Genomic DNA, 21,918 nt, shown 5'->3' with positions numbered 1-21,918 from the left:
CTCTCCGCGTTTTACAGCATGGGAACCTGGTCCGGAACCTTCAGGCCCTGGTCCTGCACGATTTTCACTTTGGCGCCGTTGCTCAGGCGTACCTGGCCGGACATGACCACTTCGTCACCCGCCTTGATGCCGGAGACCACGTGCGCATCGTTGCCCTTGCGCTCGCTGACCTTGACCACCACCTGCTCGACGCGCTTCACGCCATCCTTCTCCTTGACCAGGTAGACGTTCTCGCCATACAGGGTGAAGGTGATGGCGGTCTGCGGCAGCACGATCTGGTCCTTCTGGGCCGGCAGCAGAATGCTGGCGCGGGCAAACATGCCGGAGCGCAGCTGGCCGTCGTTGTTGGGGATGTCCGCCTGCACCTGGATCAGGCCGCTCTGGTAGTTGACGGCCGGTTCGATGGCGCTGATGTGGCCCTTGAACTGGCGATGCGGGTAGGAATCCACGTTGATCAGGATGTCCTGATTCAGGCGGATGCGGGAGATGTCGGTCTGCGGCACGGTGAAGCGCAGGCGCATCACGCTGGTGTCTTCCAGCCGGACGATGTCGGTACCCGGTTGCAGGTACTGGCCGAGGAAGACGTTGCGCAGGCCGACTACGCCGGCAAACGGTGCGCGCACTTCGCGGCGGGCGATGGTCGATTTCAGACTCTCGATATCGGCCTCGAGGGAACGATAGGTCGCCTCGGTGTCGTCCAGCTGGTCGCGGGAGATGGATCCCTTGGTGAACAGGTTCTGATAGCGATCGAACTTGGCCTTGGCCGCCGGCAGCTTGGCCATGGAGGCGCGCAGGTTGGCCTTCTCGACGCTGGCATCCAGGCTCAGCAGCAGCTGATCCGGCTTGACGGTATCACCCGACTCGAAGGAGATGCTGTCGATGGTGCCAGATTGCTCGGTCGACAGGGTTACCCCCTGGTTGGGTTCGATGAAACCGATGGCCTCGATGGTCGGCACCCAGTCGCGGGTCTCCACCTTGTGGGTGGTGACCGGAAACTCGGGCTCCGGCATGTTGGCCATGTAGTTGGCTATCATCTTTTGCTTGAACAGGTTGAAGCCAATCACGCTGCCGAACAGGGCCAGCGCGATGAGCAACATGATGCTCATCCACTTTTTCATGAACTCTCGCTCCTGAGATATGAGTGCAATGTTTAAGGGGTCAAAATAGCTCGCCAGCAGGCCCGGATCACGGCTTCCAGCTGGTCTTGCGTCAGTTCGAATTGGTGCACCTGGCTTTGCAGCGCCATATTTGCCACGCAATCCAGGCTCAGCACCTGCAGTACCCGGACGGGCAGGTCGATAAACAGACCCTGTTCCAGGCCCCGTTCGAAGAAGCGATCCAGCGGGGCCCAGGCAGCCTTGATGACCGGGTCCTGCTCCAGCTCTGCTCCCAGCGGGGACGTTTCATACTGCAATTTGCATTTGAGCGCGTTCGGTTCGTCGACAAAGATGGCGTGGATGTTGAGCCACAAACGCCGAAATTGTTCGAACGATACCTCCTCTGTCTGCACGCCTTCCATGACCAGGGGATGACACTGGAGGATGGTGTGCCGATAGAGTTGGCGGATCAGGTCATCCTTGTCGCTGAAATAGCGATAGATGGTGCCTGCCGCCACTCTGGCTTTCTTGGCCACCACGGCAATGGAGAGACCGTGGAAACCCTGTTCGCCGAGTACTTCATGAGCCGCATCGAAAATGCGTTCTTTCTTGTTCATGACGGGATGATCACAACGGCTGAATGAACGTTCATTCATTCTAGGGGGGCTTTGAGGCAAGTCAAGTTTTGCCCATCATCGGATTGCTATGTGGGGGGAGCCAAAAGTAGCGGAACCGGGCTGGATCCAGCCTGAATGAAACAAAAACGCTTAAAAAAAGCCATAAACGATGGAAAAACAAGCGGTTGATTCTGCGAGATAAAAAAATAGTAGACAAGGTGGGTCCCCATCATTAATATTGCGCCCCGTTCGACAGCGTAGCGCCCGTAGCTCAGCTGGATAGAGCGCTGCCCTCCGGAGGCAGAGGTCACAGGTTCGAATCCTGTCGGGCGCACCATCAAAAGTGCGCCGGTTAAGCGGGCGAGTTGAAGAACGAAAACAGCTGTGGTGGCTGTAGCTCAGTTGGTAGAGTCCCGGATTGTGATTCCGGTTGTCGTGGGTTCGAGCCCCATCAGCCACCCCATTTTACAGCTTGTCAGGTATGCGAAGGTGGCGGAATTGGTAGACGCGCTAGCTTCAGGTGTTAGTGCCCCCCGGGTGTGAGGGTTCGAGTCCCTCTCTTCGCACCATACTTGCTGTATGACGAGGATGACCGTTCATGGTCGTCTTTGTGTTTTGAAAAGAAAGCTTTTTTTAAAGCCTCGGTGATTAGCGCAGCCCGGTAGCGCATCTGGTTTGGGACCAGAGGGTCAAAGGTTCGAATCCTTTATCACCGACCACATTCTGAAAAACCCCGCTCAGGCGGGGTTTTTTGCTTTCTGTCGTCTGCCAGCCTGCTGCCGCAGGTTTCTGTCACGTCTGTTTACATTTCTGTTGGCACTTTCTCGCTGTCGCTTCGGGTATGCTGGGACGCAGACCCACGGCAAGTGGGCGTTATTGAACACAATTCAGGCCAACATGTCATATGCACCCAAATTCTTTTCGCGTCAGCACACTGGCGCTGGTTGTCGTGGCCCTCAGCGGCTGCTCATACAAACCCAAACCCGACGAGATCCTGATGGGGGCTGCCCCCATGCAGAGTATTGCCACCTCTGCGCTGGTAACCGATGCCGGATTCTGTGTGGCCCTCAATGACCACAATCAGCTGATCACCCAGCCTTGCGACCAGACTGTTCGCCAGCAGTTCAGCTGGGATGCCGGTGCCTTGCAGCTTGACCAGCGTTGCCTGGTGGCCAAAGGGGTGAGCGAGCTGACCATGGCCGAGTGCCAGGATGAGAGCCGGCAATGGCAGTGGCAGGAAGATCGGCTGTTCAACAGCAAGGCTGACCGCTGTCTGGATGTGGCCGGCCGTCGTCACAAGCCGGGCACCCCGCTGCGGCTGGCCGACTGTTTCGGCGGGGCCAACCAGAGCTTCGCATGGCAGAACAAGAGCAGCATGTTCGACAAGCTGAACCTGAAAAGCCTCATCTGGTAGGGCGTCAGGCCAATCTGGCCAGCTCCCCGTGGCTGGCCGCGAGGCCATGCCCTGCCGGTTCCATCTCCTGTTCGGCGGCCAGCGCGATGCGGGCCATGGCGGCGACCGCTTCCACCGGATAGCGGCCGGTTGCCGACTCGGCCGACAGCATCACCGCATCGCTGCCATCCATGACGGCGTTGGCCACATCCATGACCTCGGCCCGGGTGGGCATGGGGCTGGCAATCATGGATTCCATCATCTGGGTAGCGGTGATGACCGGGCGGCCGAGCGCCCGGCAGCGCCGGATCAACCTCTTCTGCACGCCGGGCAGTCTGGCATCGCCAATCTCGACCCCCAGATCCCCACGCGCCACCATGATGAGGTCGGCGGCGTGAATCAGCTCATCCATGGCGGCCACTGACGCCACCACCTCCGCCCGTTCCACCTTGGCCACGATGGCTGCCCGGCTGCCGCTGGCACGAATGAGGGTTCTGGCCTCTTCGAGATCGGCGGCGCTGCGCGGAAACGAGACGGCGATATAGTCGGCCTCGAGCAGGCGGGCCGTCAGGATGTCGGCCTTGTCCTTGTCGGTCAGGGCCGGAGCGCTCAGACCGCCACCCAGCACATTGATGCCCTTGCGGCTGGACAAGGTGCCGCCGACCAGCACCCGGGTTTCGATGCGCTCGTCGATCACCTGTTCCACACAGAGCTGGATGCGGCCGTCATCCAGCAGCACGACGTTGCCCGTCTGCAGTTCGCCGGCCAGCGCCGGATAGTCGGTACCGACCCGAGATTGATCGCCCTGGTGGCTGTCCAGGCCGGCATCGATGGTGAAGGGGTCGCCCGGTTGCAGCCGGATGCAGCCGTCGGCAAAGCTGGCGATGCGGATCTTGGGGCCCTGCAGGTCGGCGAGGATGCCTATCTCGCGGTCGAGGCGGGCGGCGCAGGTGCGGATCTTGGCCGCCAGGGCCAGGTGTTGCTCCGGACTGCCGTGGGAGAAGTTCAGCCTGAATACATTGGCTCCCGCCTGGATCAGCTGCTCCACCATGGCGGCGGATGAGCTGGCCGGGCCCAGGGTGGCGATGATTTTGGTCTTGCGCATGGGATGCTCCTGTTGCGAGGAAAATGCACAAGGGTGGCCGCCGGGCCACCCTTGTGCGGAACGGGGATCAGTGGTTGACGACTTTCTTGGCGTTCCACACCGTCATGGCAAGCAGCATGGAGACCACGGAGGCTCCGAGCCAGAAGTACTGGGCGCTGCTGAAGTCGTAGTGGGTGACGCCGTCGATCTCGCTGGTCTTGATCAGGGCGGCGGAGACCAGCTCCTGGATGGAGGCGGCGATGTAGGAGCAGAGGCCGATGAAGCCCTTCACGGCGCCTACTGCGGTCTTGGGCATCAGGTCGCAGGCGGTGAGACCGGCCAGGAAGACCACCAGCCCGCCGATGGCATAACCGATCAGGGCGAGGGCGACGGCATCCATCATGCGGCTCTGCGGGCCCCAGAACATCAGGCACATGCCGGCCACGTTGGCCAAGCCGTAGAGCAGGGTCGGGATGTGGCGGTTGGCGTTGAACAGCTTGTCGGAGATGATCCCGGCCAGAATGGCGCCGAGGAAACCGGCGATGGGATAGGCCGACATGGCGAAGCCGGCGTCGATCAGGCTGTAGCCCTTCTGCTCCTGCAGGTAGAGCACGGCCCAGGAGCTCATGGCGTAGCGGGACATGTACATGCAGGCGCAGGCGGCAGCGATGAGCCAGACGGCGGGCTGCTTGAGCACGAACAGCTGGGCGCGGCGGATTTCGGCCGGGTCCACCTTCTTGGCAATCTCGGGTGATTCACCAAAGGCGACTGCTGGCTCCGGCAGGGCGTAGGTTTGCGGGCGATCTTTCAGCACCAGATACATGCACAGGGCGGCGATCAGGGAGGCGATGCCAGCGCCGATGAAACCGGCCTTCCAGCCGAAGTAGCTGACGATGGTGGCGGTCAGGATCCAGGAGATGCCTTCCCCTATGTTGCGCGAGCCGCCCCAGATGGAGTAGACCGAGCCCCGTTGCTTGGGGGAGAACCACTGGAAGATGGAGACGCAGGAGGGGGCGGACCCGACGGACTGGAACCAGCCGTTCAGGCCCCACATCAGCACCAGAAAGAAGGTGGCGGTGTTCATGCCCATCAGGATGGTGCAGATGGACGAGAGCCCCAGCGAGACCGACATGAAGCGGCCTATGTTGGCGTAGTCGGAGAGGAAACCGTTGGAGAACTTGCCGACGGCGTAGGTGAACAGGAAGGCGGAACCGATGACCCCCAGCTCTTCCAGGGTCACCACGCCGGAGTCCAGCATGGGCTTCTTGACCACGTTGAGGCTCATGCGCACGACATAGAACATGGCGTAACCGAGTACCAGACCCAGGAAGACCTGCCACTGGTACTTGCGGTAAATGGAGCGGATTTTATCGGGCGAGGCTTCCATGACCGGCAGGTCGGCTCGCGTCTTGAAAAAGTTGAACATGGGGTTCTCCGTTTATATTTGGCAGCTTGGTTTCAGAGGGAGCTCTGATAGCGGCTGCCATCATATGAAGGGAGAAATTCAGCCGGCAAAAAGCCGGATATGGGTCAACTCTGACTCAATCATGGGAAAACCATGAGTCAAAAATGACATATTTGAACTGTCCTATTGATATTCGATGAATAACAATAGCGGCATGCCGAGGCATAATGAGTCAGAACTGGCTCATCCTCGTGGAAATAAAAATAACGGCATGTGCCAAATATTAGATGTACTGCACATAATCCTGAATTAAAGCGCGAGTCGACCGATAGTCATGCACCTCGTTTTCCGCCGGCTGGCCCTGTTCATGGGCTGTGTTTTGTTGCCATTCAGCACCCTTCAGGCCGCCTCGCTGACGGTGCTTACCTCCTTTTCTGAGGCGCCGGTCAAGGCAGTGATCGAGGGCTTTGCCGAACAATATCCCGGGATCCGGATCGAGGTTATTTATCGGCGCACGATTCCCTCCCTGCGCTTATTAACGGAAGCCGGTGCACCGAAAGTCGATATTATCATGTCGTCATCGCCGACTTTTTTTAACACGCTGGACAAAGCCGGTTTGCTGGCAGCTTTGCCAAATGAAACTATGCCGCCCAAATGGCTCGCTCCTCATACGCTTGGGCTGGGCAATAAAGTGGCCGTGGTCGGTTATTCCAGCAGCGGCATCATGTATAACCGCCATTATCTGGCCAAATATCAGCTGCCGCTGCCCACCACCTGGCAGCAACTGGCGTCCCCGCTCTTCATGGGGCACGTGATGATGAGCTCGCCCTCCCAGTCCGGCACCACCCACATGATGGTAGAGAGCGTGCTGCAGCAATATGGCTGGCAGCAGGGTTGGGCCCTGCTGATGCGGCTGGGCGGCAACCTGTCGGCCATCACGGCGCGCAGCTTCGGGGTGAGCGACGGCATCAGCCGGGGTCTGGCGGGGGCCGGCCTGGTGATCGACAGCTACGCCCTCAACAGCCAGGCCCGTTTCGATCACGTCGGCTTCAACATCATGCCCGACTCGGTGATCCTGCCGACCTACCTGGGGGTGGCACGCCACAGTACCCAGCCGGCCAGCGCGGCTCTGTTCATCCAGTACCTGCTCTCCGAGCGCGGCCAAGCCATCATCGCGACCCCCGGCATGGCCAAGGCCACCTTGAGCCAACCCCGGCTGGCCCGGCAGACCCGCTACGTCACCGACAAGGCGCTGCTCTATCGGCGGGCCGGTCTGCTCAAGGCCCTGTTCGAGCAGACCATCACCCAGCAGTTGCCCAGGCTGAAGATGACCTGGCAGGGGATCAATGGTCTGAATACCCATGGCGAGTCCTGGCGGGTCGCGCTGCTGGAGCAGGCCGTCGCCAAGGCGAGCACACCGCCGCTGAGCGAGCAGGAGGCGCAGGATCCGGCGTTGCTGGCGCTGTTTGACGGCCTCTATGACCGGGAGCAGGGCAATCCGCAGGCGGAGCGGGTGATGCATCAGTGGCGCCAGGCGACCGAGGCGCGCCTGCACGAGGCGCAGCGCCTGGTCGAACAGGCAGCCAGACCATGAGCCGGCTGGGGCGCATGCTGGCCATGCCGCGCACTCTGGGACGGCGGCTCATCCTCGCCTTCGTGACCATCACGGCCCTGACCGGTGCCATGGGCATGGCCGCCTATGTGATGTGGGATCGGTTGGGCCGGCAGATCCACCTCATCGTGGAGGAGAGCCTGCCCGCCATCGACGGCGCCTACCAGCTGGAGCGGGCCAGTTCCCGCCTGTTGTTGTTGCTGGCCCAGCTGCGCGATACCCGGGATCCGGTGCAGTACCAGCGCCTCTCCAACGCGGTGTCGACCACCCTGCGGGATATCCAGCGCGCCTACCTGCTGGGCACCCCGGGGGATCAGACCCCCTCGCAGCGCCAGGCGTTCGAGGAGTTGAGCGCGCTGGTGGCGGATCACGGGCGTTACCTCAAGCAGCAGATCGAGCACGCCGAAACCCTGCAGCAGTTGCAGAAGCGCAGCAACTGGCTGCACCAGGATCTGGTGGACGATGCCGCCCCTCTGCTGCAGGAGGTTGAGTGGCATCTGACCAGCATGGTGGCCAGCCCGGACGACATGAGCGAATTTGGCAACGTCATCAAGGAGTTCTCCGCCCTGCAGGATCTCACCTTCAAGGAGAATGAGCTGCAGTCGCTGGTGGGCGAGGTGATCGCCCAGCGCTATCAGCAGGATCTGGAGAGCGCCTTCCTGTTCATCGGCTACAAGATTGACGAGATAGATGCGCTGACCTCGCGGCTGGCGGAGTACCCCTCGACTGTGAGCTATCGCCAGATCCTGCAGGACATCATCACCCTGGTGAAGCCGGATGGCCCGCTGCACCGGCTGCTGCTGGCGGATGTGCTGACCCACCAACAGCTGACGGCTCTGCGGCCGCGGCTGGACGATTCCGTATCGCGTTATCACCAGCGGGTCAGCCTGATGGTGAGTGACGCCAACCGCTCCCTCAGTGCGCTGGGGGAAGACAGCAGCCAGCTGGTGGCGACCGGCAAGCTGGTGATCCTGGTGGTGCTGGCACTCACCCTGTTGCTCAGCATCTTCGTGCTGGTGGTGTTGATCGGCCGCCGGCTGATCAAGCGGCTCGACCTGTTGGGACAGGAGCTGGACAGGGTGGCGGCAGGCCGGCTGGACGTGCCGGTCAGCACCTGCGGCCGGGACGAGATCGGCCGGCTGGGCGACAGCCTGCGCCACTTCAGCCTGCAGTTGCAGCAGATGGAGCGGGCCAATGCCCTCAATCTCATCAACAACACCCAGGCCTGTCTCATCACCTGCCATCCAGATGGCACCATAGAGTCGGTCAACCCGAGCGCGCTCACCCTGTTCCAGCAGACCGGTGTCGAACCGGGTCAGCCGTTGTGGCAGGCCTTTCCGCCAGAGGCGGGGGCGGTGCTGGCCGATCAGTTCAGGGCAGGCCAGCCGCTGCACCGGTTCGGCCACAGCGAGTGCACCCTGGCCTGTGGGCTGGGTGAGACGCCCCGCTTTTTGCACCTCAATCTGCGCCGCTTCGAGCAGGGGCGCGGGTACAGGTTCATCATCACCATCACGGATGTCACCCGCCAGGAGCTGACGGCCAGGGAGCTCAGCCTGCGGGTGGCGGAGCGGACCCGCGAGCTGACCGAGAACAACCGGCTGCTGGCGGAGGAGGTGGTGCAGCGCCAGCAGGCGGAGCGCACCCTGCTGCAGACCCAGGATGAGCTGATCCAGGCGGCCAAGATGGCGGTGGTGGGGCAGGCGATGACCAGCCTGGCCCACGAGCTGAACCAGCCGCTGTCGGCGATGATGACCTACCTCTACACCAGCCGGACGGCGCTCGCCGCCGGTCAGCTGCAGGCGCTGGACCAGGATCTGGGCAAGCTCGACAAGTTGGGGCGGCGCATGAGTCGGATCATCAACGCCCTGCGCCACTTTGCCCGCAAGTCGCCGGCCGAGGAGGTGCGGGTCCGGCTCGCGCTGGGGTCGCTGGCTGAGCAGGCCATGCTGCTGCTGGAGACGCGGGCAAAGCGCGATGGTTGCATCCTCTGCAACGAATTGCCGGACGGACTCTGGCTCGAGACCGACCCCGTGCTGCTGGAGCAGGTGCTGGTGAACTTGCTGGTGAACGGTCTGGATGCGGTGGCCGGGCTGGCGCGGCGCGAGATCCGGCTGCAGTTGCTGGAACGAAGCGAGGCCCGGCTGCGGCTGGCGGTGGTCGACAGCGGCGCCGGCTTCAGCGAGGCCATCCTGCCGAGGTTGTTCACCCCCTTCACCACCTCCAAGGAGGTTGGACTGGGGTTGGGGCTGACCATCTGTCGCTCCCTGCTGGCCCGTTGTGGCGGCGAAATCATGTTGGGATCGGCGCTGACCGGCGGCGCCATGGTGATCATGGAATTTGCGTTGGCCGACCCTGCCGGGTCGGTCGCCCATCAGAACGAGGAGAACGCCATCGATGTTGTTGCCCGCTAACCGTCCTGCCAACGTGCTGCTGGTGGACGATGACGAGGACGTGCTGGAATCCTATTGCCACCTGCTGCGGCTCTCCGGCTACCACCCCAGGGCGACGACTTCGCCCCACGAGGCGCTGGCGCTGCTGGCCGATCAGTGGCCAGGGGTGCTGGTCTCTGACATCTACATGCCGGCCATGAACGGCATGGACCTGCTGGCCAGCGTGCAGGCGCTGGACGCCGAGATCCCGGTCATCATGATCACCGGCCACGGGGACATCCCGCTGGCGGTGCGGGCGGTCAAGCAGGGGGCGTTCGACTTTCTGGAGAAACCGCTCAATCCGCAGGATCTGTTGGGCCTGCTGGAGCGGGCCTGCCGACAGCGCAGCGCCGTGCTGGCGCGCCGCAGCGAGATCCAGGCGACGGTGGATGACGAGCTGATCGGCACCAGTCCACAGATAGTGGCGCTTCGCAGCCAGCTCAACCAGCTGGCACAGACCGACAAGGACTTGCTGCTGGAAGGGCCTGCCGGCTCGGGCCGTCACACCCTGGCCCGGCTGCTGCACCGGATAAGCGCTCGCCGGGAGCAAGCCTTCCAGCTGCATGACTGTGTCTCGGCCCCCAGCCTGGCGGAAGTGCAGGCCAGCCTGGCACAGGCGGGGCAGGGTACCCTGGTGCTGCAATCCCCGGCCCGCCTGAGTGCCGACTGCCAGCGCTGGCTCGGCAACCACCTGCTGGATCAGGAGCGCAAGGGGAGCAAGTCGCTGCGTACCATAGGGTTGTTTGACGAGTCGCCGGAGGCGCTGGTGGAGCGCCAGCAACTGATGCCGGAGCTCTACTATTTCCTCTCCCAGGTGCGGCTCAAGCTGCCCCGGCTGGTGGAGCGCAGCTGTGACATCATCCCCCTGTTCCGGGCCTTTCTGCGACAGGGCTGCAAACGCATCGGCCGGCCGGTGCCGGCGGTGGACCGCGCCTATCTGGAGACGCTCAAGCGGCATCAGTGGCCCGGCAACCTGCGCGAGCTGCGCAACGTGGCCGAGCTCTATGCGGTGGGCATCGTCAAGCTGGCCGGCGCGGAGCAGGTTATCCCCCTGGCCAGCGGCAAGGAGCCGCTGGACGACCTGGTGGAGGAGTTCGAGCGGCGGGTGATCGAGGATACCCTGTTCCTCTTTTCCGGCCGGGTGTCCGATGCCGCCCAGTACCTCGGCATTCCGCGCAAGAAGCTCTATCTGCGCATGAAGAAGCACCAGCTCGACAAGGATCGGTTCAAGCCGGCCACCTGAGCCCGGCTGCCGGTCGAGTCGTTCGGACGGTTATCCGCACAGGAGCACACCATGAGATGCCCGCACTGCATGAGTGAAGGGGTAGTACGGATCGAGGATGAACGGGTGAAGCGAGCCTGCGGCCTGGGCTTGGGGGCTGCGGGCGGCTATGCCTGCGCCGCCACGCTCGCCAGGATGGGGGCTGCAACGGGCTCGGTGCTGGGTGGTGTCGGTACTGTCGTCGGTGCCCTGGCGGGAGCGTTGGGTGGTGCCGTGCTGGGAGGATTGATAGGGGGAGGGCTGGGCTGGTGGCTGGGGCGTACCCTGGATCGACGCCTGTCCCGCCAGTATTGCTGCGGGGTCTGCGGGCATCGCTTCAGCCGCTGAATGGGGTCGTGCGCCATGAGCCGCAGAACTGCTCATGGCGCCTTGTCTCAGGCGACGTTGACGCCCTGCAGGGCGAACAGCTGCTCCAGATAGACGGCAACGCCATCCTCGTCGGAGCTCAGGGTCTGTTCGTGATTGGCCAGCGCCAGCTTGAGCCGGTCGTGGGCATTGCCCATCACCACGCCGCGGCCGACCATGCTCAGCATCTCGAAGTCGTTCATGCCGTCGCCGAAGGCCACCGCCTGGGACATCTCTAGCCCGTGCTGCTCCAGCACGGCGCGCACGGCATTGCCCTTGTGCACCCCGGCGTGCATCACCTCGAGGCAGTCCGGCAGGGAGAAGGTGACGTTGAGCCGATCACCATAACGCTGGTTCAGCTCTGCCTCGATCTGCAGCAGCTTCTCGTGCTCGCCGATGTAAAACACCTTGTTGACCTTGTCCAGCGGGTGGCTGGCGAGATCGGTCAGGCGATAGCTGAAGCCGGATTCATGATGGAACTGCAGCAGCCAGGGCATCTCTTCTTCCACCAGCCACTCGTCGCCGTAGTAGAGGTTGATGTGGATGGAGGGGTCGCGCTCCAGCGCGATCAGCTCGGCCGCCACGCTGTCCGGCAGGGCCTGGTTGAAGATCAGCTGATCCTGCTTGTCGTGCACCACGGCGCCATTGGAGGTGATGAGATAGATGTCGAGCCCGAGCGTGTCGCGGATGCTGCGTACATCCACATGGTGACGGCCGGTGGCCACCACGAACTTGATCCCCTGATCCACCAGACGGTGCAGGGTATCGCGGGTGCGGGGGGAGATCTGGTGCTGCCCGTTGAGCAGGGTGCCATCGAGATCGGATACAACGACCTTATACATCATCACCTCGGGGTTACGAATGAAAGCGGGAGCAGTGTACAGCAACCGCTCCCGCGACCCCATTTATTTAGGGATACAAAAAATAACCAGCCGCTAGTAGCGTGCGAAGAAGGCCAGAGTCGCGTTGAGCGCGGCCTGGCGCTGGGGATCGGCCTCCATGAACAGCTCGTGCCAGGCCCCTTCTATGCGCAGCGGTTTGCCTCCCTCGCAGCGAGCGAGTGCGCAGAAGGCATCCTGCGCGGCGTTGTCCACCACGCCGTCGTCGCCGGCCTGCAGCAGCAGCAGCGGCGTCTTGATGGCGCCGGCCTCGGCCACGGCGGCGTCCGCCCCCGTCAGCCCCTGATAGATCCAGTGGGCGGTGGCGCCCCCCAACTTGATCTGCGGGCGCTGCTCATAGAGCTCGCGGAAGGCCTGATAGCGGGCTTCGCTGTGGCTCAGACCGTTGTCGGCAAAGTCGTGGCTCTCGTACGGGCCCTGACCCGGGCCGTAGGGAGGCTCACCCAGCCAGCCGCCGACCGTGCCGATGGTGGCTGCCAGCCCCTTGGCCAGCCACTTGGGCAGGCCGCCGAGATTGATGCCCATCATGGGGGAGGAGAGCACGGCCGCCTCGATATCATCGGGCCAGCGCTCCAGATAGCGGGCCGAGATGGCGCCGCCCATGGAGTGGGCCAGCAGGAACAGCTTGGCGGGCTGGTCCTGGGCGATCACCTCGTCATGAAACTGCTTGAGATCGAGCACATAATCGTCGAACTGGTCGACATAGCCCTTCTCCTGGTCGGCCAGCAGCCGATCGGACAAACCCTGCCCGCGGTGGTCGATGAGGTAGAGGCTGTAGCCCTGACGCCACAGATCCCAGGCCAGCTCCTGATACTTGAGGTAGCTTTCGACCCGGCCGTTGACGATGAGGATGGCGCGATCGACCTTGGCCTGGCGCAGGGCGGCATAGCGGATGGTGACCCCGTCCTTGCCCTTGAAGGCGCTCTCGACGGCGTGCTGGCGCCAGAAGTCGGGCAGGGTCTGCTGATGAAGGGTAGCGACGTCGGCTTCCGGCGTCAGCTGATAGGGATTGTTCACGGCGAGGGCTCCGGCAGAAAACAGGGTCAGGGCCAGCAGGGGCAGGTGGTTAAGCTTCATCAGCGTACTCTTCCGAGGGGTCATCCGATTGCTGGGCGGCCCAGCCCTTGCGGGTCAGCTGCATCTGCTGCCACCACTGCTCGTCCGCCAGGATTTCGCCGGCCGGGCCGAGCTGGGGGTAGGGCATCTCTTTCTCTTTGCAGAGCTGGGCATAGATGGGGTAGCCCCCCTCAAACAGTATGCTGTTCTGCTCCTCCTGGTCGAGCGGGCAGCCGCGCTGGTAGCAGCCGGCCAGTTCGCGCTGGCGTTGGGCCTCATAGAGGATGGCGGCGGCGGCTACCGAGACGTTGAGAGACTGCACCATGCCCACCATGGGGATGACGATATGGTGATCGGCCAGGGCCAGCGCCTCTTCGCCGATGCCGTGCTTCTCCTGACCCACCAGGATGGCGGTGGGTTTGGTGTAGTCGATGGCGCGAAAATCCACCGAGCTGTCGGAGAGGTGGGTCGCCAGGATCTGCATGCCGGAGGCTTTCAGCTCGGCCACTGCACTGCCGATGTCCGGGTGCAGCTTCACATCCACCCAGTTCTGGCTGCCGCGGGCCGTGCCCTTGCGCTTGTGGATCCAGCTCTTGGGCCAGACCGCATGCACCCTGTGGATGCCGATGGCATCGGCGGTACGCACGATGGCGGCCAGGTTGTGCGGCTTGTGGACCTCTTCCATGCAGACGGTCAGATCGAGCTGGCGCTGGGCCAGCATGTCGGTGATGCGCTTGAAGCGTTCAGGAGTCATATCGGTTTCTATGTCGTGAGGTGTGTGCACGCATCGCTTGCATGCACAGGATCAAATCGGGCTGGCACCGGGCCAGCCTGTCGTAAATTCGTTCGACGCGTTCCGCGGTTATGCCGGCGCTGGGTCAAGCTTGTCTCTTGAAAAGCAGCAGGCGGCTTGCGCCGCCTGTGGTCAGTTTTTCTGTCGGCTCACCTTGAGCACGTTCGGCATCACCCGGATCTTGCGCATGATGTTGGCAAGGTGGATCCGGCTCTTGGTGGTGATGAGCAGGGTGACCAGATAGACCCGGCCATCCTTCTCCTCGGTGCTGATGGCGTGAATGTTGGCGCCGGTGGCGGCAATCACGTTGGCCAGCTCCGCCAGGGCGCCCTGGTGGTTGACGATCTCGATGCTGATACCGGTGCGGAACTCCTGTTCCTGCTCCTTGTCCACTTCCCACTGCACCGGCAGGTACTTGTCCGGTTCCTTGCTATAGCCCTTGATGTTGCGGCAGGCTTCCTGGTGGATAACCAGGCCCTTGCCCGGGCTGATGTGGGCGATGATGGCGTCCCCCGGGATCGGGCGGCAGCAGTTGGCGAAGGTGACCAGCATGCCGTCGGCCCCCTTGATCGGCATCTTCTTGCTGCTGGACTTGGGCTGCTCTTCCGGCGGCAGTTCATCCCCCAGCATGCGGCGCGCCACCATCACGCTCATGGCGTTGCCAAGGCCCACGTCGGCCAGCAGGCCCTGCAGGTTTTCGTGCTTGGTGTCGGCCAGCACCTGCTTGATGCGCGGCTCCGGGATGTCTTCGATGTTCTTGGCGCCGAGCGCATGGTTGAGCAGGCGGCGACCCAGCACCACCGACTCTTCGGTGCGCAGGTTCTTGAGGAACTGGCGGATCTTGGAGCGGGCCTTGGTGGTCACCACGAAGTTGAGCCAGGCCGCGTTGGGGCGAGCCCCCGGCGCCGTGATGATCTCCACCGTCTGGCCGGAGTGCAGCGGGCTGCTCAGCGGATAGGGGTGGCGATCGACCCGCGAGCCGACGCAGGCGTGGCCGATGTCGGTGTGTACCGTGTAGGCGAAGTCCACCGGGGTAGCCCCGGCGGGCAGCTCCATGATGCGGCCTTCGGGGGTGAACACGTAGATCTCGTCGGGGAAGAGGTCGGTCTTGACCCCCTCGATGAATTCAAAGGAGCTGCCGGCACTTTGCTGCAGCTCGAGCAGGCTCTGCATCCAGCGCTGGGCGCGGATCTGGGCGGTAGTACCCGAGCTGTCGCCATCCTGCTTGTAGGCCCAGTGGGCGGCGACGCCCTTGTCGGCCATCTGATCCATGAATTCGGTGCGGATCTGCACCTCCACCGGCACCCCGTGCGGCCCCACCAGGGAGGTGTGCAGCGACTGGTAGCCGTTGGTCTTGGGGATGGCGATGTAATCCTTGAAGCGGCCGGGGCGGGGCTTGTAGAGACTGTGCATCTGGCCCAGCACCCGGTAACAGGTATCTATGTCCTTCACCCTCACACGAAAGGCGTAGATATCCATTACCTCATGAAATTGCAGCTCTTTTTTCTCCATCTTGTTGTAGATGGAGAACAGGTTCTTCTCGCGGCCGCTGACCTGGGATTCGATGCCAGCCTCGCGCAGCCGGCCTTCAATCTCGCTCTGGATGGAGTCGATGATTTCGCGGCGATTGCCGCGGGCGCGGCGCACCGATTCGCGCAGCACGCGCGAGCGCATGGGGTAGAGCGCCTCGAAGCCCAGCTCTTCCAGCTCGTTCTTCATGGTGTGAATACCGAGGCGGTTGGCGATGGGGGCGAAGATTTCGAGGGTTTCCCGGGCGATGCGGCGGCGTTTGTCCGGTCGCAGGGAGCCCAGGGTGCGCATGTTGTGGGTGCGGTCGGCCAGCTTGATCAGAATGACCCGGATATCCTGGGTCATGGCCATCACCATCTTGCGGAAGTTCTCGGCCTGGGCCTCCTTGCGATCGCGAAACTTCAGCTTGTCGAGCTTGGAGACGCCCGCTACCAGCTCGGCGACGGCATCGCCAAACAGTTCGGCCAGATCGGCCTTGGTGACAGGGGTATCTTCGATGACGTCGTGCAGCACGGCGGCCATCAGGGTTTCATGATCGAGGCGCATGTCGCCAAGAATGCGGGCAACGGCAACCGGGTGGGTGATATAGGGCTCGCCGCTGGAACGCATCTGTCCCTGGTGAGCATCACGGGCCACCACATAGGCTTGCCTGAGCTTCTCCACCTGCTCGGGTGGCAGGTAGGAACTGGCTATTTCTTTAAGATTTTCAAATAAATACAAGACAGTCCCCGCAGCGGTGAAACGGCAATCCGTGGATATAGAGGGTATAGTCCTGAGTTTGCGAGGTTTTCGAGCGGTTGTAAATGGGGGAGAACAGTCGGCACCCGGGCGGGCGCCGACTATAAGAAATAACTGACTTAACCGCGGCCTTCGGCGATGGCAGCAACGGCAGCCAGCTCGGCGGCTTCCTGCTCTTGCTGCTCGTAACGGTCCTGGGTGTCCATCACCTGGTTGTTCACCAGACCCAGTTCGATCTCGCGCAGGGCGATCACGGTCGGCTTGTCGTTCTCTTCGTCAACCAGGGGATCTTTGCCTTGAACCGCGATTTGGCGGGCGCGGCGGGCGGCGACCAGCACCAGGTCAAAACGGTTACCTACCTGTTTTACAGCATCTTCTACAGTAACGCGTGCCATGCAGGACTCCAGTGTTTGGGCTTTCTCGGTTTAAAAAAGCGGTGTTTAAAAATGACGCAAAAGTTTACTTGTTTTTGGCCTATTCTGCCAGTAGCTGTTGCAGCAAGTTTTGTTGGGCCTGCTGCTGCTGGCGCAATTCCAGCCGTTGGCACTCGATGACGGCCCTCAGCTGGAACAGTGCCTGCTCAAAGTCTTCGTTGATGATGACATAGTCATACTCGTCATAGTGCACCATTTCGGCAATGGCTTTCTCCATCCGGCCCTTGATCACCTCGGCACTGTCCTGGCCGCGGCCGATCAGGCGACGCTCCAGCTCTTCGCGGCTGGGCGGCAGGATGAAGATGGACTTGGTCGGCATCTGTTCACGGATCTGGCGGGCGCCCTGCCAGTCGATATCGAGGAACACGTCGATCCCCTGCGCCAGGCAGGCTTCGATGGCGGCGCGGGAGGTGCCGTAGTAGTTGCCGAACACCTCGGCCCACTCCAGAAAGTCGCCGCGCTCGATCAGCGCCTTGAACTCTTCCACCTTGACGAAGTGGTAGTGCACCCCGTGCTCTTCACCGGGACGGGTGGCGCGGGTGGTGTGGGAAACCGACAGCTGCATCTTGCCAGCTTGATTGTGGTTAGTCAGCAAGGCATTGAGCAGGCTGGATTTACCCGCTCCGCTCGGGGAGGAGATGATATAGAGAGTGCCTTGTTGCGCCATGTCTGTACCTTTAAGCGAGACCGTGTTTTGGTTGTAGCAGAGGCCGCCGTCTTGTGCCCGAAAGGGAGACAGCCAAATCCGAAACGCGGAAAATTCTTGAATTAAGAGGGATGTAAAGGCGGCGAATTTTAACAGAAGGTGGCGGATAAAAAAACGGCCGGAATCATATTCCAGCCGATCAAAGTATTCGTAGCTTGCTGCGGGAGCGTCACCCACATCAGCCGCCATTCTGCCTACCGCCGTGTGGGTGGGCCAGCAGATTATCCCTGCTTCACTGCTCGGAAATTCCGAGTTGCTGTCCGGTGAGCAGCTGGCGATCGGCGCAGAGCCGGTCGAAGGCGGCGATGACCCGCTCGCGGGTTATCTTGCTCATGGCGTCCGGATCCTTGAGGCGGGTGCGCCAGCCGAGCTCGGCCAGCGGCTTGCCGGTCTCCTGCTCGACCAGCTCCTGATAGACGCTGACCGCGTAGTCGCGGCACAGATAGGGGCCGGTCCGCTCCGGGTTGTGGTGGGCATAGAGGCCGAGCACCGGCGTACCCACCAGGGTAGCCATGTGGGTGGGGCCGGTATCGGGGGCCAGCACCAGGCTGGCCTCCTTGATCAGCGCCAGCAACTGCTTGAGGTTGGTCTGCCCCACCAGATCCACCGGCTTGCTGTGGCTCAGCCGTTGAATATCGGCGGCCAGATCCCGCTCCAGTTTGGCCGGCCCGCCGCACAGATAGACTTGAAAGCCCTTGTCTGCGGCGTGATCCGCCAGCGCGGCATAGCCGGCGGCAGTCCAGTTCTTGAATGCCTTGCTGGCGGCGGCGCAGATGAGCAGGGTCGGCTTGCCGTCAATCTTCTCTTTCGCCCAGGCCTGGTGCTCGGCGCTGATGAGCAGTTGCCAGTCCGGGGTCAGATTCTGGATGCCGAGCTCTTTGGCGAAGGCGAGAAAGCCGTCCAGCACGTGGGGCGAGGCGGGGGATGGCACCTTGTGGTTGGTGAACAGCCACTGGCCATCGCTGGCCCGCTCCCGATCAAACCCGAGCTTGACCTTGGCCTTGATGCCGAGGGTGGCGATGCTGGCCCGCATGGCCGCCTGCAGGTGCAGCAGGGCATCGAATTGGCGTCCCCTGAGGGTCTGCCAGAGCTCGCGATAGCCGCGCCAGCCCTTGCTCTTGTCGAAGGCGATGACTTCGACCCCGGGCAGATCGGCAAAAAGCGTCGCTTCAATCTTGCCGGTGATCCAGGTGATACGGGTCGTCGGCCAGGCCCGCTGGATGACGCGCACCAGCGCCAGCGCGTGGCAGCAGTCGCCGATGGCGGAGAGCCGCAGGATGCAGATGGAGGAGGGCGGCGTTTGGAACAGCGGCATGATGTGGCGCAATGGTGGCAAAATGGATGGATGGCATTATGCAAACTCCCCCGTGGATTGTAAAATTGCGCACGACCGGCAGCCGGTGCCCCTGACAAAGCCCGTGTTGCCGTTGCCTGCCCTTGCCTTGTGTAGCCATGACTGACCGACCGGAATCGCCAAAAATGCAAATTCAGACCGAACACAACCAGATCTGCTGGTACGCCGAAGGGGCGTTTCGCGACCCTTCTCCCGAGCTGTTTGATCCGGCCTGGTGGCAGACACATCGCCAGGTGGTAGGGTCTTCCATCGGCCGCGGAGTGACCTGGTTCGTCAAGGATGAATCCCGCCATCTGGTGCTGCGTCACTACTATCGCGGTGGCATGGTGGGCAAGGTGGTGCGGGATCGCTTCTGGTTCGAAGGGGTTGAATCGAGCCGTGCCATGGCCGAATACACGCTGCTGGCCAAGTTGAGCGCCCAGGGATTGCCGGTGCCGCGCCCGTTTGCCGCCCGGATGGCCAAGCAGGGCCCCTTCTATCGGGCCGACATCCTGATCGAGCGCATCCGTGGCGCCAAGGATCTGGTGGCCCTGCTCAAGCAGGGGCCGATCGCCGGCGAGGTGTGGCACAAGGTGGGTCAGACGGTGCGCCGGTTGCACGACGCAGGTGTCTATCACGCCGATCTCAACAGCCACAACCTGCTGCTCGACAAGGAGGGCAAGGTGTGGGTGATCGACTTCGACAAGGGGGCCATCCGCTCTCCCGGCAACTGGCAGCAGGCTAACCTGGAACGGTTGCTGCGCTCCTTCAACAAGGAGTCCCAGTTGCATACCAGTTTCCATTTCGTACCGGAGAACTGGCAGGCCCTGATGAACGGCTATCAAGGAAAAGCGAGCTGACCCTGTTGCTCGGCGCGAGAGCCAATGTTACTTATTGAGAAGGTCTTCAGATTCGGTGTCGAGGCGCTCGATGGACATGCTCAAGGCTCCCCACAGGGAGGCAATTACCCGGTTTGATCTGGCGCTGATGGCGGATGCCATCGCCTTGCTGGAGGCAGGGCTCTGGAGCTGGAGCCCGCAGCAGGGCGTGCAGCGGGATCTCTCCTGTCTGCGGCTGCTGGGATTGAACGAAGCCGGTCTGGACGATCTCGGCTGGCTGGAGCGGGTGCACCCCGATGACGTGGGAAGCCTGCAGGAGGCGCTGACCGCCTGCCAGAGCGGGCGGGTGGCCCAGATCCGGCTCGAATACCGCATCCTGCATCACGACGGCCACTATGTTCGGTTGGAGGAGCGGGCCCGGCGCGATGTTCACGGCCAGGTGCTGGGGGTGGTGCGTCTGCTCGACTCACAGACACTGCTGGTGGAGGAGCGGCACGGTACCGATCCCCTCACCGGGCTGGAGAGCCGTAGCCACTTCGAGCTGTTGCTCGATGAGCGGCTGGCCAGCGAGAGCGGCAGCTTCAGCCTGCTGCAATTCAGCGTCGACCACAGGGCCAAGATCCAGCAGCTGTTCGGCGAGGTGGCCTGCGATGCCATGCTGGCCAAGCTGGCCCGTATCGTGCGTCACGAACTGCGGCGGGAAGACCCCTTCGCCCGCTGGGACGAAGACGGCTTCATCCTGATGCTCTCCCAGACCGATCGGTTGAGCGGCCTCGAGATTGCCGAGCGGCTGCGCCTCGAGATCGCCGATGCCAGCCTGCTGCCGCAGCGACCGGTGACCGTCAGCATCGGCCTGGTGCAGAGCCAGGTCAGCGAGCAGATCGATCACCTGCTGGCCCGGCTGGCCACCTGCCACGGTCAGGCCAGACGGGAGCACAATACCGTCGTCGGCTGATTTTTAGTCAGCGCTCACTTACCTCATGACGCTGGCATACCCAGAGGGAGGCCAGCATCAGCAGGCCGCCCAGGGTGAGCCTGAGCAGGTCGGTATCCTTGCCCCACAGCAGCAGATTGACCAGCAGACCCGCCGGGATCAGGGCGTTGTTCATGATGGCCAGCACACCGCTGCTGACCTGGGTCGCCCCCTTGTTCCACAGGAAGTAACCAAGCCCGGAAGCGCCAATCCCCAGCCACAACAGAATGCTCCACTGCAGGGTACTGGTGGGGTATTGCGGCGTGCCCAGCAGCCACCAGGCGGGCAGGGCCACGACCAGGGCGCCCAGATAGAAGCAGCCGAACACGGCGAGCTGGGGGGGCTGTTCCTTCTCCCGCGCCAGCAATACCTTGTAGCCGACCTGGCCGATGGCGAAGCAAATGTTGGCACCTTGCACCACCAGGAAGCCCAGCACGTAGCTTTCGGTCAGCCCGTCGAAGCGGATGACGGCCGCCCCCAGCACCGCCAGCAAGGCTCCCCACAGATAGGTGGGCTTGAAGCGCCGCTCCAGCAGGTCATGGATCAGGGTGACGTAGATGGGGGTGAAGATGGTGAACACCAGCACTTCCGGCACCGTCAGCAGCAGGAAGGAGTGGTAATAGAACAGATACATGATGCCGAGCTGGGTAGCGCCGAGGGCCATCAGCTTGGCCACCAGGTCGGGCCGCAGCCAGCGCCGTCTGAGAAAAGGCAGAAACACCAGGCTGGCGAGCACGATGCGGGTCAGTACCGAGAAGTAGGCATCCACCTGACCGGCGAGGTAGACCCCGATCAGGCTGAAGGAGAATGACCAGAGCAGGGTAACCCCTATCAAGTAGTTCATGTGGTTGATTTATCGTCAGTTGTCAATTTTTAAGGGGGCTATGATGGCCGAGATGGAAGCCTTGATCCAGCGTTTATGGCGCCAGTTGCCACAGATCGGAGCATTTTCCTTTACCGCGAGCAACGGGGCAGGCTCCGCCACCGACTGGTGTGGCAGTGGTGAGGGGGAGGTGACAGTGACCGATCATCATGGGGGTTGGCTGTTTGCCGAGCTGGGTCGCTACACCACGCCCCATGGCCGGGTGCTGACCATGCACAACCGCTTCTGGTGGCAGCGCAGCGAGCAGGGGATCCTGCTCTCCCACCTGCGCTACGAGCAGCCGGTGGTGCTGTTCGAGCTGCTGCCTCAGGCGGATGGTCGCTGGCTCACCGCCGAGCCCCACCTGTGCGGTCAGGATCACTACAGCGCCGAGCTGACGCCGACCGGGGACGGCTTTCTGCTCGGCTGGCAGATCACCGGTCCGCGCAAGAACGAGCGGCTGAGTTATCGCTATCGGGTGTGACGGGCGG

General features: G+C 62.6%; 20 protein-coding genes and 4 tRNA genes. 12 read left to right on the top strand and 12 right to left on the bottom strand.

Going from position 1 to position 21,918, the window contains the following annotated elements:
- Positions 1–11 precede the first annotated feature (11 nt).
- Positions 12–1,118, bottom strand: a complete 1,107-nt coding sequence (locus E5E97_RS04195; RefSeq protein ID WP_011704066.1) for an efflux RND transporter periplasmic adaptor subunit — start codon at positions 1,116–1,118, stop codon at positions 12–14.
- A gap of 32 nt (positions 1,119–1,150) precedes the next feature.
- The gene (locus E5E97_RS04190; protein ID WP_016348886.1) at positions 1,151–1,714 is read right to left on the bottom strand and encodes a TetR/AcrR family transcriptional regulator; all 564 of its coding nucleotides are present in this window, start codon (positions 1,712–1,714) and stop codon (positions 1,151–1,153) included.
- 260 nt (positions 1,715–1,974) lie between these two features.
- Here E5E97_RS04190 and E5E97_RS04185 point away from each other — a divergent pair.
- The 5 genes from E5E97_RS04185 (at position 1,975) to E5E97_RS04165 (ending at position 3,128) form a co-directional block, all read left to right on the top strand.
- Positions 1,975–2,051, top strand: a tRNA-Arg gene (locus E5E97_RS04185).
- Between the two features lie 50 nt (positions 2,052–2,101).
- Positions 2,102–2,177 (top strand) — tRNA-His (locus E5E97_RS04180).
- 20 nt (positions 2,178–2,197) lie between these two features.
- Positions 2,198–2,283: transfer RNA gene (locus E5E97_RS04175), tRNA-Leu, on the top strand.
- Between the two features lie 73 nt (positions 2,284–2,356).
- A tRNA-Pro gene (locus E5E97_RS04170) sits at positions 2,357–2,433 on the top strand.
- A gap of 185 nt (positions 2,434–2,618) precedes the next feature.
- On the top strand, positions 2,619–3,128 hold the full coding sequence (locus E5E97_RS04165; RefSeq protein WP_118880078.1) for an RICIN domain-containing protein: 510 nt from the start codon (positions 2,619–2,621) through the stop codon (positions 3,126–3,128).
- Positions 3,129–3,132: 4 nt separating this feature from the next.
- On the opposite strand, the gene pyk is transcribed toward E5E97_RS04165, so the two are convergent.
- Together pyk and E5E97_RS04155 are read right to left on the bottom strand one after the other, a co-directional pair.
- Complete coding sequence (gene pyk, locus E5E97_RS04160; RefSeq protein WP_118880079.1) at positions 3,133–4,212, bottom strand: pyruvate kinase; 1,080 nt, start codon at positions 4,210–4,212, stop codon at positions 3,133–3,135.
- A 67-nt stretch (positions 4,213–4,279) separates the two neighbouring features.
- Complete coding sequence (locus E5E97_RS04155; RefSeq protein ID WP_042064413.1) at positions 4,280–5,617, bottom strand: MFS transporter; 1,338 nt, start codon at positions 5,615–5,617, stop codon at positions 4,280–4,282.
- A 313-nt stretch (positions 5,618–5,930) separates the two neighbouring features.
- On the opposite strand from E5E97_RS04155, the gene E5E97_RS04150 reads away from it, so the two are divergent.
- Genes E5E97_RS04150 through E5E97_RS04135 form a run of 4 tightly spaced genes read left to right on the top strand, consistent with a single transcriptional unit; the run spans position 5,931 to position 11,246 of the window.
- Positions 5,931–7,190 carry an ABC transporter substrate-binding protein gene (locus E5E97_RS04150; protein ID WP_162901758.1) on the top strand — a complete coding sequence of 420 codons (1,260 nt, stop codon included), beginning with the start codon at positions 5,931–5,933 and terminating at the stop codon, positions 7,188–7,190.
- Positions 7,187–9,619, top strand: coding sequence for an ATP-binding protein (locus tag E5E97_RS04145; protein ID WP_118880080.1), 2,433 nt, complete (start codon positions 7,187–7,189; stop codon positions 9,617–9,619). The genes E5E97_RS04150 and E5E97_RS04145 overlap by 4 nt, the downstream gene beginning before the upstream one ends.
- A complete protein-coding gene (locus tag E5E97_RS04140) occupies positions 9,603–10,880 on the top strand; it encodes a sigma-54 dependent transcriptional regulator (RefSeq protein WP_118880081.1) in 1,278 nt (425 codons plus the stop codon). Before E5E97_RS04145 ends, E5E97_RS04140 begins: the two co-directional genes overlap by 17 nt.
- A gap of 51 nt (positions 10,881–10,931) precedes the next feature.
- Positions 10,932–11,246 carry a hypothetical protein gene (locus tag E5E97_RS04135; protein ID WP_118880082.1) on the top strand — a complete coding sequence of 105 codons (315 nt, stop codon included), beginning with the start codon at positions 10,932–10,934 and terminating at the stop codon, positions 11,244–11,246.
- Positions 11,247–11,293: 47 nt separating this feature from the next.
- Here E5E97_RS04135 and E5E97_RS04130 read toward each other — a convergent pair whose 3' ends face one another.
- The 7 genes from E5E97_RS04130 to E5E97_RS04100 form a co-directional block, all read right to left on the bottom strand.
- A complete protein-coding gene (locus E5E97_RS04130; RefSeq protein ID WP_029305093.1) occupies positions 11,294–12,106 on the bottom strand; it encodes a Cof-type HAD-IIB family hydrolase in 813 nt (270 codons plus the stop codon).
- Between the two features lie 93 nt (positions 12,107–12,199).
- Entirely contained in the window at positions 12,200–13,240 is a 1,041-nt protein-coding gene (locus tag E5E97_RS04125; RefSeq protein WP_101616829.1) for an alpha/beta fold hydrolase, read from the bottom strand.
- Positions 13,230–13,973 carry a tRNA (guanosine(18)-2'-O)-methyltransferase TrmH gene (gene trmH, locus E5E97_RS04120; protein ID WP_162901759.1) on the bottom strand — a complete coding sequence of 248 codons (744 nt, stop codon included), beginning with the start codon at positions 13,971–13,973 and terminating at the stop codon, positions 13,230–13,232. The genes E5E97_RS04125 and trmH overlap by 11 nt, the downstream gene beginning before the upstream one ends.
- Positions 13,974–14,144: 171 nt before the next feature.
- Positions 14,145–16,262 carry a bifunctional GTP diphosphokinase/guanosine-3',5'-bis pyrophosphate 3'-pyrophosphohydrolase gene (gene spoT, locus E5E97_RS04115; protein WP_011704079.1) on the bottom strand — a complete coding sequence of 706 codons (2,118 nt, stop codon included), beginning with the start codon at positions 16,260–16,262 and terminating at the stop codon, positions 14,145–14,147.
- 137 nt (positions 16,263–16,399) lie between these two features.
- Positions 16,400–16,675, bottom strand: a complete 276-nt coding sequence (gene rpoZ, locus E5E97_RS04110) for a DNA-directed RNA polymerase subunit omega (protein ID WP_005307060.1) — start codon at positions 16,673–16,675, stop codon at positions 16,400–16,402.
- A gap of 79 nt (positions 16,676–16,754) precedes the next feature.
- Complete coding sequence (gene gmk / locus E5E97_RS04105; protein WP_171279903.1) at positions 16,755–17,381, bottom strand: guanylate kinase; 627 nt, start codon at positions 17,379–17,381, stop codon at positions 16,755–16,757.
- A gap of 271 nt (positions 17,382–17,652) precedes the next feature.
- Entirely contained in the window at positions 17,653–18,735 is a 1,083-nt protein-coding gene (locus tag E5E97_RS04100) for a glycosyltransferase family 9 protein (RefSeq protein WP_118882208.1), read from the bottom strand.
- A 164-nt stretch (positions 18,736–18,899) separates the two neighbouring features.
- Here E5E97_RS04100 and E5E97_RS04095 point away from each other — a divergent pair, with 164 nt between their 5' ends.
- Entirely contained in the window at positions 18,900–19,613 is a 714-nt protein-coding gene (locus E5E97_RS04095; RefSeq protein WP_011704082.1) for a 3-deoxy-D-manno-octulosonic acid kinase, read from the top strand.
- A 70-nt stretch (positions 19,614–19,683) separates the two neighbouring features.
- Positions 19,684–20,547 (top strand): sensor domain-containing diguanylate cyclase, encoded by an 864-nt coding sequence (locus E5E97_RS04090; protein ID WP_162901760.1) that lies wholly within the window; start codon positions 19,684–19,686, stop codon positions 20,545–20,547.
- Between the two features lie 7 nt (positions 20,548–20,554).
- On the opposite strand, the gene E5E97_RS04085 is transcribed toward E5E97_RS04090, so the two are convergent.
- Positions 20,555–21,409: a carboxylate/amino acid/amine transporter gene (locus E5E97_RS04085; protein WP_118880084.1), complete on the bottom strand. Its 855-nt coding sequence runs from the start codon at positions 21,407–21,409 to the stop codon at positions 20,555–20,557.
- 43 nt (positions 21,410–21,452) lie between these two features.
- Between E5E97_RS04085 and E5E97_RS04080 the strand changes: the two genes are divergently transcribed.
- Positions 21,453–21,911 (top strand): DUF6314 family protein, encoded by a 459-nt coding sequence (locus tag E5E97_RS04080; protein WP_118880085.1) that lies wholly within the window; start codon positions 21,453–21,455, stop codon positions 21,909–21,911.
- The last annotated feature ends 7 nt before the right edge of the window (positions 21,912–21,918 follow it).

Origin of the sequence: Aeromonas sp. 2692-1 (assembly GCF_013085505.1) — a bacterium.
In the GTDB taxonomy this organism is placed as follows: domain Bacteria; phylum Pseudomonadota; class Gammaproteobacteria; order Enterobacterales; family Aeromonadaceae; genus Aeromonas; species Aeromonas hydrophila.
Note: the sequence above shows the minus strand (reverse complement) of the source record. Positions and strands in the feature narration are given on the sequence as shown.